Source organism: Streptomyces sp. NPDC031274 (genome assembly GCF_055570235.1).
Genome location: NZ_JBVIHP010000025.1, coordinates 48,284 through 63,481 on the forward strand (window position 1 = coordinate 48,284; position 15,198 = coordinate 63,481).

The 15,198-nt window shown below is 69.8% G+C and carries 14 protein-coding genes; 10 read left to right on the forward strand and 4 right to left on the reverse strand.

Annotation, left to right across the window (positions count from 1 at the left end):
• Positions 1–30 precede the first annotated feature (30 nt).
• From ACZ5CR_RS32910 to ACZ5CR_RS32935, 6 genes are all read left to right on the forward strand, one after another.
• Positions 31–462, forward strand: a complete 432-nt coding sequence (locus ACZ5CR_RS32910; protein WP_468864252.1) for a hypothetical protein — start codon at positions 31–33, stop codon at positions 460–462.
• Position 463: 1 nt separating this feature from the next.
• The gene (locus ACZ5CR_RS32915) at positions 464–1,564 is read left to right on the forward strand and encodes a GNAT family N-acetyltransferase (RefSeq protein WP_468864254.1); all 1,101 of its coding nucleotides are present in this window, start codon (positions 464–466) and stop codon (positions 1,562–1,564) included.
• Between the two features lie 380 nt (positions 1,565–1,944).
• On the forward strand, positions 1,945–2,778 hold the full coding sequence (locus ACZ5CR_RS32920) for a glycosyltransferase family 2 protein (protein ID WP_468864257.1): 834 nt from the start codon (positions 1,945–1,947) through the stop codon (positions 2,776–2,778).
• A complete protein-coding gene (locus ACZ5CR_RS32925; protein ID WP_468864259.1) occupies positions 2,775–3,809 on the forward strand; it encodes a glycosyltransferase family 2 protein in 1,035 nt (344 codons plus the stop codon). The genes ACZ5CR_RS32920 and ACZ5CR_RS32925 overlap by 4 nt, the downstream gene beginning before the upstream one ends.
• Positions 3,810–3,840: 31 nt before the next feature.
• Entirely contained in the window at positions 3,841–4,641 is an 801-nt protein-coding gene (locus ACZ5CR_RS32930) for a polysaccharide deacetylase family protein (protein WP_468864260.1), read from the forward strand.
• Positions 4,634–8,554 carry a lipopolysaccharide biosynthesis protein gene (locus ACZ5CR_RS32935; protein ID WP_468864262.1) on the forward strand — a complete coding sequence of 1,307 codons (3,921 nt, stop codon included), beginning with the start codon at positions 4,634–4,636 and terminating at the stop codon, positions 8,552–8,554. The genes ACZ5CR_RS32930 and ACZ5CR_RS32935 overlap by 8 nt, the downstream gene beginning before the upstream one ends.
• Positions 8,555–8,645: 91 nt before the next feature.
• Here the strand turns inward: ACZ5CR_RS32935 and ACZ5CR_RS32940 are convergent, their stop codons facing one another.
• Positions 8,646–10,070: a GH39 family glycosyl hydrolase gene (locus ACZ5CR_RS32940; protein WP_468864263.1), complete on the reverse strand. Its 1,425-nt coding sequence runs from the start codon at positions 10,068–10,070 to the stop codon at positions 8,646–8,648.
• 213 nt (positions 10,071–10,283) lie between these two features.
• Here ACZ5CR_RS32940 and ACZ5CR_RS32945 point away from each other — a divergent pair, with 213 nt between their 5' ends.
• Positions 10,284–11,378, forward strand: coding sequence for a DUF5925 domain-containing protein (locus ACZ5CR_RS32945; RefSeq protein ID WP_468864265.1), 1,095 nt, complete (start codon positions 10,284–10,286; stop codon positions 11,376–11,378).
• Between the two features lie 205 nt (positions 11,379–11,583).
• Here the strand turns inward: ACZ5CR_RS32945 and ACZ5CR_RS32950 are convergent, their stop codons facing one another.
• Positions 11,584–11,991, reverse strand: a complete 408-nt coding sequence (locus ACZ5CR_RS32950) for a GntR family transcriptional regulator (protein WP_468864267.1) — start codon at positions 11,989–11,991, stop codon at positions 11,584–11,586.
• A gap of 70 nt (positions 11,992–12,061) precedes the next feature.
• On the opposite strand from ACZ5CR_RS32950, the gene ACZ5CR_RS32955 reads away from it, so the two are divergent.
• Both ACZ5CR_RS32955 and ACZ5CR_RS32960 read left to right on the forward strand, forming a co-directional pair.
• Positions 12,062–12,991 (forward strand): GNAT family N-acetyltransferase, encoded by a 930-nt coding sequence (locus ACZ5CR_RS32955; RefSeq protein ID WP_468864269.1) that lies wholly within the window; start codon positions 12,062–12,064, stop codon positions 12,989–12,991.
• Positions 12,972–13,505 carry a ribonuclease FAU-1 family protein gene (locus tag ACZ5CR_RS32960; RefSeq protein ID WP_468864271.1) on the forward strand — a complete coding sequence of 178 codons (534 nt, stop codon included), beginning with the start codon at positions 12,972–12,974 and terminating at the stop codon, positions 13,503–13,505. The genes ACZ5CR_RS32955 and ACZ5CR_RS32960 overlap by 20 nt, the downstream gene beginning before the upstream one ends.
• Here ACZ5CR_RS32960 and ACZ5CR_RS32965 read toward each other — a convergent pair.
• Positions 13,421–14,629, reverse strand: coding sequence for a methyltransferase domain-containing protein (locus tag ACZ5CR_RS32965; protein ID WP_468864273.1), 1,209 nt, complete (start codon positions 14,627–14,629; stop codon positions 13,421–13,423). The two genes, ACZ5CR_RS32960 and ACZ5CR_RS32965, sit on opposite strands and share 85 nt — an antisense overlap.
• A gap of 108 nt (positions 14,630–14,737) precedes the next feature.
• Between ACZ5CR_RS32965 and ACZ5CR_RS32970 the strand changes: the two genes are divergently transcribed.
• Positions 14,738–14,878, forward strand: coding sequence for a hypothetical protein (locus ACZ5CR_RS32970; protein ID WP_389913414.1), 141 nt, complete (start codon positions 14,738–14,740; stop codon positions 14,876–14,878).
• Between the two features lie 48 nt (positions 14,879–14,926).
• Here ACZ5CR_RS32970 and ACZ5CR_RS32975 read toward each other — a convergent pair.
• The coding region (locus ACZ5CR_RS32975; protein ID WP_468864276.1) for an N-acetyltransferase at positions 14,927–15,198 on the reverse strand (272 nt) is incomplete at its 5' end.

Genomic DNA, 15,198 nt, shown 5'->3' on the forward strand with positions numbered 1-15,198 from the left:
CATCCGGCGCGTCGGGGGGCAAAGTCGCCAATGCAGACCATCAGGATCAAGGCACCGTCATCAGACACCGGGCGCGGCCCCGGGGATCCGCCGAGCCGTCACGAAGAAGCGCTGCCGTTGCTCGCGGGGATGGCTGTGGCGGTCGGCGCCGTCGGCGCGCTGCTCGCGCTCACGGACATCGAATCGCCCCTGCGCGCACCCTTCACCCTGTTCTTCCTCCTGGCCGCTCCGGGCTGTGCGATCGGTGCCGCGCTCGGCGGACTTGAGCCATGGGGCCGGATCGTGGCTTCCGTTTCCGGCGCCGTCGCCGTCAACCTGTTGGTGGCCCAAGGGATGCTCGCCCTTCACATGTGGTCGGTGCGCGGCGGGGTCGTCGCCATCACCGTGATCGGCTCACTCATCTATCTGCTGGTACTGGTACGGCGACTGCGACGCCGTACCCCGACGAGGCGGACCCCCTGACGTGGACATCACCGTGCACCGCCCTGGAGACCTCACCGCTGCGGACCGGGTCGCCTGGACAGCGATGCAGTCCAAGGCGCACCTCAACGGCTCGCCGGAGATGGCCAATCCCTTCCTCTCACCGGAGTTCACCCTCGCGGTGGGCCACTGGAGACGTGGCGTGCGGATCGCGGTCGTACGCGAGGACGGTGAACCCGCGGCGTTCTTCCCGTTCCAGAGATCCATCACCGGCGTCGGCCGGGCCATCGGTCTGGGCGTCTCCGACTGCCAGGGCCTGGTGCATCGGCCCGGCTTCACCTGGGACGCGCGGGAACTGTTACGGGCCTGCGGGCTCGCGATGTACGAGTTCGACCATCTGGCCGCCGGCCAGCAGCCGTTCGAGGCAGGCACCTCCGGCTCCTTCGCCTCCCCCGTCATGGACATCGACCAGGGGTACGAGGCATATCTCGGCCAACTCAAGGCGAAGTCGCCGAAGTTCACCCGCACGACCCATTCGAAAGAGCGCAGGCTCGGGCGCCACCACGGCGTCGTCCGCTATGTGCACGACGAGCGCGACCCGGAGGTCCTGCACACCCTGATGGAGTGGAAGTCGGCCCAGTACCGCAGGACCGGCCGCAGCGACCGCTTCGCGTCCGCCTGGATCAAGCAGCTCGTGCGCCAGCTCTTCCACACCAGGTCCGATCAGTTCACCGGCCTGCTCTCCGTTCTCTACGTCGACGAGGCGCCGGTGGCAGCGCACTTCGGGCTCTGCTCCGAGCGGATCTTCGCCCAGTGGTTCCCGGCCTACGACCCTGCGTTCGCCAAATACTCGCCCGGCCTGATCCTGCATCTGCGCATGGCCGAGGCGGCCGCCGCCGACGGCATCGCGTATCTCGATCTCGGGCGGGGCCAGAAGCAGTACAAGGACTCCCTGAAGACACGTGAACTCACCGTGTCCGAGGGGTGGGTGGCTCTGCGCCATCCCGCGGCGATCGGTCACCGGGCGCGGCGCGCTCCGGTAAGGGCCCTGCGCAACACCGTCTTGTCCCGGCCGGAACTCTTCGAACCGGCCGACAAGCTGCTGAAACGCATGGGTCAAATTCGATCAAGAAAGCAGGAATAGAGGAAAGAAGGCAGGAACGGGGCGCTCCATATGTGCCCACCAAGACCGGCCAAATCATCAAAAACGTGAGGCCTCGTTCCAGGCCTTGCCATAAGGTCTCAATCATCAATACCGTCGTACATCCACCCGCATCGGTCCATCACGCAATGCGATCTAGGGGAGGGCTCAAGATCGCGGTGGTTCCGGTGCGGGGCGCGGTAGGGGGGTGCCGTGCTCGGCTGCTCGATTCGTGCCGAGTTACGTCCCGCGCAATGCCAGCTCACTTTGGCGTGCACGGAGATCCATTTCGTCATGCGTAAGTGAGAACCCCCCTTTCGAACCGGATACATAGCCGGACTGCCCGGGGGTGGGCGGTCCACCGGACGAGAGGGATCAGACTCGTGAGTTCTTTTGTGCGCCCGGCCGCCGAGCCGGACCAAGGTCCATTAGACAAACCGGCGCTGTCCGGAAACTACCGGCCGATCTCGACGCACTTGGCGATCACACCGCCGGTGAGCGTCGTGATTCCCGCGATGAACGAAGCGGAGAATCTTCCCTACGTCTTCAAGTCACTGCCCGACTGGATCCACGAGGTCGTCCTCGTGGACGGCAACTCCACCGATGACACGGTGGCCGTCGCGCGGGAACTGTGGCCGGACGTGAAGGTCGTCCCCCAACTGGGCAAGGGCAAGGGCGACGCCCTGATCACCGGATTCGAGGCGTGCACCGGCGACATCATCGTCATGGTCGACGCGGACGGCTCGGCCGACGGGCACGAGATCGTCAGCTACGTCTCGGCGCTGGTCTCCGGCGCGGACTTCGCCAAGGGCTCGCGGTTCGCCAACGGCGGTGCCACGGACGACATGACGCCGATCCGCAAGCTCGGCAACCACGTCCTGTGCGCCGTGGTGAACGCCAAGTTCGGCGCCCGCTACACCGACCTCTGCTACGGCTACAACGCCTTCTGGAAGCACTGCCTGGACAAGATCGACCTCGACTGCACGGGCTTCGAGGTCGAGACCCTGATGAACATCCGGGTCGTCAAGGCCGGGCTCAAGGTGCAGGAGATCCCCAGCCACGAGTATCTGCGCATCCACGGCGTCAGCAATCTCAGGGCCGTGCGCGACGGCCTGCGGGTCCTGAAGGTGATCCTCACGGAGCGCTCCAACCGCCGTGCGCAGCGGCGCCGCACGCGTGGCGTCCCCTTCCGCACGCGTCAGGGAGAGGTGTCTTGAGCGTTTCCGGACGCCACGGGGACCGCACGGTCACGGGCATCTCCGTCGTCATCTGCGTCTACACCGAGGACCGCTGGGAGGACATCCTCGCGGCGGTCGCCTCGGTGCGGGCGCAGTCCCTCGCGGCGCTCGAGACACTTCTCGTGGTGGACCACAACGCCTCGCTCCTGGACCGGCTCGCCAAGGAGTACAAGGAGACCGAAGGGGTGCGGGTGCTCGCCAACGCGGGCCCCCGCGGCCTCTCCGCGGGCCGCAACACCGGCATCGCCGCGTCCGGCGGCGAGATCATCGCGTTCCTCGACGACGACGCCGTCGCGGAGCGGGACTGGCTGCGCCACTTCGCCGAGGGGTACGCCGACCCGAAGGTCTTCGCCGTGGGCGGGCGCACCATGCCGATCTGGGAGTCCCGGCGCAGGCCCGCCTGGTTCCCCGAGGAATTCGACTGGGTCGTCGGCTGTACGTACAAGGGGCTGCCCGAGGGCCGTGTGCGGGTGCGCAACGTCCTGGGCGGCAACGCGTCTTTCCGCCGCAGCGCCTTCGAGGTGGCGGGCGGCTTCGCGACCGGCATCGGGCGCGACGGCGACAAGCGTCCGCTGGGCTGCGAGGAGACGGAGCTGTGCATCCGTCTCACCCGGGCGAGGCCGGACGCGATCCTGCTCATCGACGACCGCGCGGTGATCCACCACCGCGTCCCCGCGGCCCGCGAGCGCTTCCGCTACTTCCGTACGCGGGCGTACGCGGAAGGCCTGTCCAAGGCGCTCGTCGCCCGAAGCGTCGGCACGGACAAGGGGCTTGAGTCCGAGCGGCGCTATGCCACGCGTGTCCTGCCCGCAGGTGTCGGGCGGGGGGTGCGTGACGCGCTGCTCGCCCGTCCGGGCGGCGCGGGCCGCGCGGGAGCCATTGTGGCGGGCGTGGTCACGGCGGCCGGGGGGTACGTCATCGGCAGCGTCCGCGCGCGCAGGGCAGACGCCACTTTCTCGGTCGTGGAGATCGAGAAGTACGCGGACGGCGGGGAGGGGGCTGCCGCATGAGCACGGCACCGACCGGCCGAGGGGGACCGCCATGACCGCTCCCGTGCCGATCCTCATGTACCACTCGATCGCCCATGAACCCACCCTGGACACACGGCAGTTGTCGGTGTCTCCGAGGTCGTTCGCCGAGCAGCTCGAACTGCTCGGCGAGCGGGGGTTCACACCGATCACCACGGCCGAGCTCGCCGCGGTCTGGCGCACTCCCGGCCGGTCACTGCCGAAGAAGCCCGTCCTGATCACCTTCGACGACGGCTACGAAGGCGTGCACCGGCACGCGCTGCCCGTGCTCGCCGAGCGCGGCTTCGCGTCGACGCTGTTCATCTCCACGGGCTGGCTGCGCGGAGCGCACGACACCGGGGGCGGTCTCGACCTGATGCTCGACTGGGACCAGGTGCGCCAACTGGCGGCGGTGGGAACGGAGATCGGCGGGCACAGTCATACGCACCCGCAGCTCGACCAGTTGGACGACGACGACCTCTGGTTCGAGCTCCTGCGCTGCAAGGAGATCCTCACCGACGAACTGGGCACCCGCCCTGCCTCCTTCGCCTACCCGTACGGCTATTCGAGCCGCCGGGTGCGCCATACGGTGCGCGGCGCCGGATTCACCCAGTCGCTCGCGGTCGGCAACGGCCTCGCGCGGCGCGCACAGGGTCCGTTCGCCCTACAGCGGGTGACCGTACGCCGCTCCACCGGCATCGAGGAGTTCGAGCGCCTCGTCGAGGGTCGCTCGATCGCCCGCAATTTCGCCAGGGACCGTGCCCACACCAAGGGGTACGCCGTGGTCCGCAGAGCCCGACAGGCCCGCCGGAAGGCAACTCGTACCCGTGTCTGACACGTCGACCGCCCAGGCAGACGTCTCTGGGACTCCCGCCGCCGAACAGCAGCCGCCGTCCGGCAGGTCGGGCAGGCCTCGCAGGATGCGCCTGCCCGGCAGGGGCGGCTCCGGCGGCGGCAACAGCAGTCCCCTGTTCCGCAACGCCTACGCACTGATGCTGAACACCGGCATCTCCGGCGTGCTCGGCCTCGGCTTCTGGCTCGCCGCCGCTCGGTACTACTCCGAGTCGGCGGTCGGCCAGGGCTCGGCGGCGATCGCCGCCATGAAGTTCCTGGCGGGCCTCACCGCCCTCACCCTGATGGGGGCCCTCGCCCGCTTCATCCCCGTCGCGGGACGCGCCACGGGCAAGCTCATCGTCCGTACCTACGCGACCAGTTCGCTGGTCGTGTCGGTCGCCGCGCTGGTCTTCCTGCTCACGCTCGATCTGTGGGGGCCCTCGTACAGATTCCTGCACGGCCCGCTGAACGGCCTCGGCTTCATCGCCGCGGTCGTCGCCTGGTCGGTGCTCACCCTGCAGGACGGGGTGCTCACGGGGTTGCGCAGCGCGCTGTGGGTGCCGGTCGGCAACACCATCTTCTCGGTCGTCAAGCTGGGGCTGCTCATCGCGGTGGCCGCGGCGATCCCGACGGCGGGCGTGTTCGTGTCGTGGGTCGCCGCGATCGCCGTGTCGGTCCTGCCGCTCGGCTGGCTGGTCTTCCGGCGGCTCGTGCCACGGCACATCGAGGCGACCCACGACAAGACGCAGCCGCCGACGCTGCGCGAGATGGGCCGCTTCCTGGCCGGCGACTACACCGGCTCCCTCTTCTCGCTCGCCGTGGTCTATCTCGTACCGGTGATCGTCGCCTCGCAGGTCAGCTCGGTCGACAACGCGTACTTCTACATCACCACCACGATCGGCGGCACGGTCAATCTGCTCGCCATCAACATGGGCGCGTCACTGACCGTCGAGGGCGCGCACGACCCGGCGCGGCTCGCGGCGAACACCCGGGCCGCGCTGCGCCGCATGGCACGCATCATGCTGCCGGTGTGCGGTCTGCTCTTCTTCTGCGCGCCCTTCATCCTGCGGGTCTTCGGCCAGGGGTACGCGGACGCCGCGACGCCGCTGCTGCGCTGGTTCGCGGTGGGCGCGGCGCTGCGGGTGGTCATGGAGACGTACTTCGCGGTGCAGCGCGCGCAGAGCCGTACGTCCGGGATCGCCTGGATGCAGGGTCTGCTGTGCTTGCTGGTGCTCGGCCTGACACTCCTTCTGCTGCCGCGCATGGGTCTCACGGGGGCGGGCGTCGCGGAGGTCTCCAGCCTGGCCGTGATCGTGGCGATCGCGGCGCCGAAGCTGTACCGGGCGGCGCGGGGGGCTCCCTCCTCCGCGCCGGCCGACGCGGCACCGGACGGCGATCTCGCCGACCTGGGGACATCCGAGGCGCCGCCCCCGCCCGCCGACAAAGTGCCGGGCCAGGCGAAGGAGCGGCGCGGGCCCGCCTGGGCGCTGCGCGAGACACTGGACTCGGACACGCTGCAACTGGCCGTGCAGATGGACTTCGAGCATCCGGAGCGCAGGCCCGACATGCGTCCCGGGCCGGGGACGCCCGCGTACGGGACGCGGACACCGGCTTTCGGGAGGACCACGTTCTCCGCGAAGCCCGCGCCCGGGAAGTCCGCTCCTGAGAAGCCCGCGGGCACGGGGGCCGAGCGGGACGGGCGGGTCGAGCGGGACGAGGGGGACGACATGGAGCACCGGCCGACCTGGGCGCTGAGAACACCGCTCAAGCCCCGCGAACCGGCGCCGTCCTCACCGATGCCCGCCTCTGTGTCCTCAGCCGTCACGGCGCCCGCCGAGGAACCGGGCACCGACTCACGCGTGGCTCAGTCCCCGCCCGAGCCCGTCGTCGACCCCGAACCGTTCCCCCGCCGCCGCGCCCTCTTCATGGCGCTGTTCCTCGCCTTCGCGCTCGCCCTCTACTGGCTGCCCGCCCTCGGCATCACAGAGGCGGACCTGGACAAGATGGGCGGACTCGGGCTCATCTCCGTCCTGCCCACGCCGACCCTGCTCGGGGCCGCGCTGCTCGTCGTCGTCTTCGCCTCGCTGCTCTGGATGGAACGGCCGCATCAGGCCCTGCTCCTCGCGACGCTGATCGCCACGGTGGTGTGCCTGCACGCGCTGCCCGCCGTCCTGGAGGACGAGCCGCGGTTCGCGACGGCCTGGCAGCACCTCGGCTTCATGGAGTACATCGACAGGACCGGCTCCGCGGTGCCCGACCTGGACGCGCGCTGGAGCTGGCCCGGGTTCTTCGCGGCGGCCACGTTCGTGGCGAAGGCGTGCGGCGTCTCGGACATGACCGAGGTCATCCGCTGGTGGCCGCTGGCCATGCAACTGCTCTACCTGGCACCGATGCTGCTGCTCACGCGCTCCATGCGGGCGGGCTGGCGCGCCAAGTGGACCGGCCTGTGGATCTTCGCCCTGAGCGGCTGGGTCGGCCAGGACTACTTCTCGCCGCAGGGCTTCACGTATCTGCTCTATCTGGTGTTCGTCGCGGTGCTCCTCGTGTGGTTCCGCGCGCCGCACGTCCTGTGGGCCAAGCGCCGCCCCGGCGAGCTCGACGTCGAACCCGCCGACCGGCGCCAGCGCGCGGTGCTGCTCGGGGTCCTGATCGCCCTGTTCGCGGCGACGGTCCCGGCACACCAGCTCACGCCGTTCGTGATGCTCGGCGTCCTTGCCGCGCTCGTCCTGGTGGGCCGCTCGGAGCTGCGTGGCCTGCCGATCCTCTTCGCCGTCTTCGTCGCCGTCTGGCTCGGCTTCCTCGCGGAGCCCTACTGGTCGGGGCACTTCGACGAGCTGTTCGGTGGGATCGGCGGCGTCGGCGGCAATGTGTCGTCGTCGGTGTCCGGGCGGATCGAGGGCGGCAGCTCGACCCACCAACTCGTCCTCTACGCACGCGTGGCCCTGGCCGGCGGCGTCATGGCCCTCGCCTGCTGGGGCTGGTGGCGACGGCGCGACCACAAGTACACGGAGCGCTCGCTGCTCGTCCTGACGTTCGTGCCGTTCCTGGGCTTCGGCATGCAGTCGTACGGCGGCGAGATGGCACTCCGCGTCTTCATGTTCGCCCTGCCGGGGGCCGCGCTCCTGGCCGGACTCGCGCTGTTCCCGCGCGCGGGCATCACCGCGAAGGAGCGTGACCGCGACCGGGTGAGCCTCGCGCCCGTCGCCGCGCTGATGGCGGGGCTCATCCTGATGGGCGGCTTCCTGGTCGCGCGCTGGGGCAACGAACCCTTCGAGCGGACCCGGGTCGGCGAGGTCGCCGCGATGGACTACGTGTACGAGCACGACGATCCGACGGTGCGGCTGCTGTGGATGAGCGACGACACGGTCGACAACGTGACGCCCGCGATGCCGTGGGGCACACGCGACATGGAGAAGGTCCAGTACGTCCCGACCCTCGCACCGGCCGACCCCGTCCTGGTCTCCAGCCTCGTGAAGGCGCTCAAGGACGCGGGCCCCCACTCGTATCTGATGATCAACAAGAGCCAGACGGTCTATCTCCAGATGGACGTGGGCTACCCCATGACCTGGGATTCCCGGTTGATCACGAACCTCGACAACCGCCAGGAACTGAAGAAGGTCCTCACGAACGACGACGCGACCCTCTACACGCTGCGCGAGCAGCCGAACGGCAAGGTCGAGAAGGCCGATCCCGGCCCGATCGGTCCACAGATCACCTGGACTCCCTGGTCGGTGATCGGCGCGCTCGCGGCGATCGCCGTGATCCTGCTGCTCGTCACCCGTGAGGTCGTGCGGGTGGCGTTGGCGCCGAGCGTGCGGCAGCTGCGCTGGCTGCAGAGCAGCTTCTGGTTCTCGCTGCCGCTGCTCGCGGTGTTGTTCGCCTCGTTGATCCAGCGGTTCCTGACGATGGCGTGACGCGCGCCCCGGTGGGGGCGGGGTGCGGGTGGCTGCGGCGGGTGGAGTGTGGGTGGCTACGGCGGATGGAGTGCCGGGGGGCTGCGGCGGATCACCGCTTCAGCCACTTCACCCCGTACCCCTTCATCGTGAACCGCTGCCCGTCGACCTTCGCGTCGATCTCACGGTCGAGGGTGTTCACGACGAGCACGGTCTTCTTGTCGGCGAGCACGCGTACGTTCGGTACGTCGTCGGGGGCGACGGAGACCTTCTCGTACTGCGTGCCGGGCGGGAACGCGTCGCTGAACCGGGAGAGCATCTTGAGCATCGGCAACTCCGTGCCGCCGTCGGAGAGTTGCGTGGAGCGCCACAGGCACCCCGCACAGTCCTCGCCCTTGTTCTGCGGGTTCCAGTAGAAGCCGCTGCTCGCGCCGCCGCGCGCCATCGCCATCAGACCGGATGCCTGGACGGCGACGCGGTGCGGCTCGGACCAGCCGTCGCGGTCGTCGTCGCTGTCGCCCGGTTCCACGTAGTACTCGGCCCACCACAGCGGCAGGTCGCCGGTACGCGCCCGCACCCACTTGCCGACCGCCGTGAGCTTGTCGGTGGCCTTGAACTCGTCGGGGAGCATGTCGTCGTCGACGGTGTAGCTGGATCCGTCCACGACCACGAAGTCCGCGCCCGCCTTGTTCTTGTTCCAGTAGTCGAAGGCGTCGAGGACCCGCTGGTCCATGCGGCCCCAGGCGCCCTTGACCTCGTTCGACGCCCCCTCGGTCTGGCGCGGGTCGACGCTGTCCATGACGAGGTAGGGGCCGCCGACCATGATGTCCTTGTTGACCTTCTTGAGCGCCTTGTAGACCAGGTTGTACAGCTCGGTGTAGCCCTCGTAGTCCCAGCGGGACTTCTCGCTGTTCCAGAAGCCCTTGAACTCGTTCCAGACGATGAAGTGCCGTACGTCCGGATAGCGCTTGGCGACGGTCGCCGCGAGCTTGGCGAAGTCCTTGTAGTGCTCGCGTTCCGGGGCGGTCTCCAGGGACTGCTGGCTCCAGTCGGTGTTGCCCGAACCGGGCTTGCCGCCCTTCATCCAGTCCGGGGAGCAGCACAGGGTGACGACCGGCGTGCCGTCGGTGGCGCGGATGAAGTCCATCCGCTTGTCCATCTCCTCGAAGTCGTAACGCCCCTTGACCGGCTCGGGGTTGCCCGCGCCCCAGCCCATGATGTGCTGGTTCTGCGGCAGCGGGCTCGGCAGGCCGGCGAGCATCGTCTCGGCACGCCGCGTGGCGGCGTCCTCGCCCTCCTCCGCGCTGTACTGGGTGTGGGTGAAGCCCCAGCCGACGGCTGGTTTCGCCTCGTCGGGCGGGACGGCCGGGGTGCCGTGCACCTTGTCACCGTCGCGCGTGGTGCCCTCGGTGCCCGTGTCGCCCCCGGGGAGCGTGGTGATGACGGTCAGGATCAGGGCCAGTGCGGCCACAGCAACGCCGAGCAGCGCGGTGAGTCGCCACCGCTGTGCCCCCGATTTCCACTCATGACGTCCCATCAGGGGCAATCGTAACGGGGCCGGTTGGCGGTGGAACAGGTTCCGCACCACAGGTTTGCCACAGTCCCGTAGTCCGTTCCACGCCGTTCCGCGTCGTTCCGCCCCGCTCCGCGCCGGTCCGCGCCGTTTCGCGCCGGTCCGCGCCTGAACGGAGTACGGCGAAGTACGTAAACCGGGATGCACAAGGGCACTTGCGTGCCGGATCATGGCGGCATGTCTGCGAACCCTCAGGACACCCTGCCGATCCGGCTCAACGTCGACGACAGCGACTCTCCGTCGGATGTCGTGGACGCCCTCTTCCTCGGCCGCTTCGCCACCGGAGAGCAGCCCTTCTCGCACAGCTCCAACATCGACCGTGTCAAGTCAGGATCCACGCTGCTCCCACCGGGTGCGACGGTGCTGCGCGCGGCCCGCGACGACGACCGCAGCGCGACGCTCGCCGAGGGCGACGGCTGGACGCTCCTGATCTCCCGCTGGAACCGCGGCGCGGACGTCACGGTGACGGCGACGAGCGCCGACCTCGCGGAGAAGGTCCTGCAGCAGGCGACGGACGGCGCGCAGGACGAGCCCGAGCCTCAGCCGGACAACGTGACCATGGGGTTCTGGTACGTGTCTCCGAGGCGCGGCCCGCACCGCACCACGCGGCAGATCGCGGCCGGTACGTGGGAGGAGGTGCGGCAGAACTACACCGCGCCGGTGGCCGGGGCCATGGACTCCCTGATGAAGACGGGCCCCGAGGACATCTCGGGCCGCCTCCTGCTCCTGCACGGCCCGCCGGGCACGGGCAAGACGTCGGCGCTGCGGACGCTCGCGCGGTCCTGGCGCGACTGGTGCCAGGTGGACTGCGTCCTGGACCCGGAGCGTCTTTTCAGCGACGTCGGCTACTTGATGGACATCGCGATCGGCGAGGACGACGGCACGGCGAAGGGCCGCTGGCGGCTGCTGCTTCTGGAGGACTGCGACGAGCTGATCCGCGGGGAGGCGAAGCACACCGCCGGGCAGGCGTTGTCGCGGTTGCTGAACCTGACGGACGGGCTGCTGGGGCAGGGCCGCAACGTCCTGGTCGGCGTGACGACCAACGAGGACCTGGAGCGGCTCCACCCCGCGGTGGTCCGGCCGGGGCGGTGCCTCGCCCGGATCGAGGTCGGGAACCTGACCCGCGCCGAGTCGATCGACTGGCTCGGTACGGACGAGGGGGTCTCTCGCGAGGGCGCGACCTTGGCTGAGCTGTACGCGTTGCGGCGCGGCACGTCCCCCACGTCGGTCCCGGACCCCCGCGAGGGGGCGGACGCCGGGCTCTATCTGTAGCCCGGCGACGGCCGGCCGTCGCTTCGCGGCGACTCTGCCCGCCCACCTACCCGTTCACCCCGCATCACCAAGGCACACGAACGCCCCGAACACCACCGCCCCTGTTCGAGCGCAGCCGAGAGCTTGGGCAAGGGGTGGGCACAACGCACCGGGCCGGGTGCGAATACAGCCGGGCGTCACATACAGCCCCGCCCCGGGGCAAGCGTCACCCCGACTCCCCGTAAGCCGCGCGCACCGCATCCCGCGCGGCGGCCAGCGCCGCCGTCTCGGAGAGGCCGAGCCGCTGAGCCCGCTCGGCGAAAGCCTGGGCCGCCGCCGACGCCTCCCGGGCCGCCGCGTCACCGGCCGCGGCCACGAACGTCCCGTGACGCCCCCGCGTCTCGATCACCCCGTCCGCCTCAAGGGCCCGATACGCCTTGGCCACCGTGTTCGCGGCAAGCCCCAGCTCCTGGGCGAGCCCCCGCACGGTCGGCAACTTGTAGCCCACCGGCAGCGCCCCGCCCCGCGCCTGCTCGGCGATCTGGGTCCGCACCTGCTCGTAGGGCGGCACGCCACTCGCACCGGCGCCGCCCCCGGCACCACCGTCGATCTCGATCTCGATCTTCAAAGTCACGCGGCGATTGTCCCGCACCCCCGGAAAATAAGAGGCATCCCGACGCGCCACGCGCGTAGCGTGCGGCTCCATGACCGTCCTAGTCCGCGCCCTGCGCTCCGGTGACAGAGCCGATGCCGAAGCCTTCGCCGCAGTCCGCCGCGCCTGCGTACCCGCCATGCTCGCCACAGCCGATTCGGTCCTGTTCGACCTGGCGCACGCCCATCCCGACTCCCGCTACCTCCAGTTGGTCGCCGAGGCCGACGGGGAGATCATCGGCACGGCACAGGTGGGCATCGCCTACGACAGCCCTCACCCGGGCCAGGGCTTCGCCAACGTCTACGTACTCCCTCAGCGGCGCGGACTCGGCGCCGGTTCGCTGATCCTGCGGACGGCGGAGGAGTACCTGACCGACAACGGCGCCAGCACGGTCTTCTCCTGGGTCCTCGACGAGCCCGCGAACCGCGCCTTCGCCGCCGACCGGGGCTACCGCGCGAGCCGCTCGGCCCACTTCCTCCGCCTCGACCTGGCGTCCGGCGCGCTACCGCCCCGCCAAGAGCCGCCGCAGGACGTCGAGTTGCGTACAGGTGCCGCGTTCGGTGACGACCCGCGCACCCTCTTCAACCTGGACGCGGAGACGGTCGCGGACGAACCGAGCGACGTGGCGGCGGAGTTCACGGACTACGAGCACTGGCTCGCCGAGACGTGGAACCACCCCTTGGTGAACCGTGAACTGACCTCGGTGGCAATGGTGGACGGCCGCCCTGCCGCCTTCACCCTGGCCCGCACGGACGACGCGGCACGCTACTCGAGCGGCATGACCGGCACCGCACGCGCGTTCCGCGGGCGCGGTCTTGCCAAGCTGGCCAAGAACGACTCCCTGCACCGGGCACGGGCAACCGGCTGCACCGAGGCGTTCACCGGCAACGACGCGGGCAACGAGCCGATGCTGGCCATCAACAAGTGGTTCGGTTACGAGATCTGCGCAACGGAGGTACGCCATGTCCGAGACCTCGGCTGACACATCGGCCGGAACGTCGGCCGACAGGGTGGACGTCATCTTGATGAAGGCGGGCCGCACGAAGATCCGCTACCCGGCGGAGGTGGTCGCCGACGACGGCACAGTGGTGACGGTCCGCGCGCCGTGGGCGGCCGCCGGAGTACGGGACTTCGGCTTCGTACGCTTCGAACCGGGCGACGTCTTCACGGAGCACTACTGGCGGGACCGCTGGTACGCCGTGAAGGAGGTCCGCACGTCAACGGGCATCCTGAAGGGCTGGTACTGCGACGTGACGCGCCCCGCGGTAAGGGAAGGCGCCACGCTCACCGTGGAAGACCTGGACCTCGACCTGTGGTGCTCGGCGGACGGCGACACGATCATCCGCCTCGACGAGGACGAGTTCGCCGAAAGCGGCATCACGGAGCGCGACCCCGCGGCAGCGGCGGCGGCTCAGTCCGCCCTGGACGACCTGGAACGTCTGGCACGCGACGGAGGCCCACTCTCCCCGCCACTGCCTGGAGCGGCCTCGGACTGAGAACTCAGCCCCCGGTCCCCAACGGCCCCCGCCCCGCGGCGCGCAAGAACAACCGTCCGCCCCTCCCCACCACTCTCATACCCCACCGCATCCCCCTCCTCCTGCCAGTGCAACGCGAACCTCTCCCCCGCACGCCACGCCTCAAGTGCCGCCCTGCAGTACGCCACCATGTCGTCCGGCAGCGTGGCCGCACGGTGCCAGCTCAGTTCGTCGCACTTGTGGGGCTCCGCGTTGAAGGGCTCGCCGCCCGTGCCGTACGTCGCCTCGAAGAACCAGCCGATGCGGGATTCTCCGCCCGGGCCCCGGTGCTGGAGGACCAGTTCGGCGCTCACGTCCTCGGGGGTGAGGGTCAGGCCGATCTCCTCGTGGGCCTCACGGATCACGGCCGTGCGGACGTCCTCGCCGGGTTCGACGTGGCCGGAGGGGACGTTGAACAAGCCGTCGCCGTAACCGGTGTTGGCGCGGCGGGCCAGGAGCACCTCGTCGCCGCGGCGGAGGATGAGGTGGACGTCCACCACCTCCTTGTGGCGGCAGGGTGCGGGGAGAGTCGCCACCACCGCGTAACGCTCGTCCTCCACCTTCCTGCCCCACAGCCGCTCGTCGCCCGAAAGGCGCTCGGAGTGGAGACGGGCCGCCAGGGGCGTCAGCGCGCTGATCAGGCGGTCCAGCGGGATGCCGGAAGGGTTCGTCGTGCCCCATACGCCCTCCACGAGGATCAGGCGTCCTTCCGGCCGCAGCAGCCCGCACCAGTGCCGCAGCACCGCTGCCGGATCCGGCACCATCCACAGCACGTGCCGGGCCAGGATCACGTCGAATCGGCGCCCCTCCACCGGAGGCTCCCACGCGTCGCCGACCAGCACCTCCGCCTCGTGCCCCGACAGCTTCTCGCGGGCCCGTTCCACCATGTTCGGGGACAGGTCCACCGCCGTGACGCGGTGCCCCCGCTCGGCCGCGAGCAAGGACAGGCTTCCGGTGCCGCAGCCCAGGTCAAGGACGTCGCCCGTGGCATCCGGCAACCAGTCCCGCAGCCGCCTCGACCACGCGTCCCGCACCACCGTGTCCCGCAGCCCGTGGTCCGGCTCGTCGTCGAACGTGGCCGCCTCGATGTCCCAGTCGATCGTCATGTCCCGAGGGTGACACCCGCCACTGACAATCCGACTCGGATGAGAAAGCCTCCCTGTAGAGGTCTACAGACGTCCCACCTTGGACATCGGTAGTACAGGGAGGCAGCCATGCGCCGTGTGACCGTGCACAAGACCGTCGGTAAGCCCACCAATCGACAGGTCCGGGAGAAGCATGAAGCCGAGGACCGGACCCGTGAACGCCCCGAGGTCCGCAAGGACATCCAGCGGACCTGGTGGCCCGATGGGTGAGAGCCGGCGCCCGCGGGGCATGAGACGCCCGCGACGGGGCCCGAAGCGCTAGAGGCCCTTCTTGTAGTGGTAGCGGTCGTAGGGACCGTCCACCCTGCGCTCCACCAACTCGTAGCCGTACCGCGGGTAGAGCCTTCGGTTCTCCCACATCATCGCGTTCGTGTAGAGCCGGACCTCCGGCAGCCCGAGCTCACGCGCCCGATCGTCGACGAAGGCGAGCAGGCGGGGGGGGCCACCGGGGGCCGCCCGCGCGGGGTGGGACGCGACGCTTTCCAGGAAAAAGTGGTCTCCCTTTGGGAAGAGGGAAAAGACACCCAACC

Excerpts from the sequence above, each read along its gene's own strand:
- ACZ5CR_RS32930 (WP_468864260.1), top strand. The coding sequence starts at position 3,841 with ATGACCGCTCCCGTGCCGATCCTCATGTACCACTCGATCGCCCATGAA.
- ACZ5CR_RS32955 (WP_468864269.1), top strand. The coding sequence starts at position 12,062 with ATGACCGTCCTAGTCCGCGCCCTGCGCTCCGGTGACAGAGCCGATGCC.
- ACZ5CR_RS32945 (WP_468864265.1), top strand. The coding sequence starts at position 10,284 with ATGTCTGCGAACCCTCAGGACACCCTGCCGATCCGGCTCAACGTCGAC.
- ACZ5CR_RS32960 (WP_468864271.1), top strand. The coding sequence starts at position 12,972 with ATGTCCGAGACCTCGGCTGACACATCGGCCGGAACGTCGGCCGACAGG.
- ACZ5CR_RS32965 (WP_468864273.1), bottom strand. The coding sequence starts at position 14,629 with ATGACGATCGACTGGGACATCGAGGCGGCCACGTTCGACGACGAGCCG.
- ACZ5CR_RS32970 (WP_389913414.1), top strand. The coding sequence starts at position 14,738 with ATGCGCCGTGTGACCGTGCACAAGACCGTCGGTAAGCCCACCAATCGA.
- ACZ5CR_RS32940 (WP_468864263.1), bottom strand. The coding sequence starts at position 10,070 with ATGGGACGTCATGAGTGGAAATCGGGGGCACAGCGGTGGCGACTCACC.
- ACZ5CR_RS32910 (WP_468864252.1), top strand. The coding sequence starts at position 31 with ATGCAGACCATCAGGATCAAGGCACCGTCATCAGACACCGGGCGCGGC.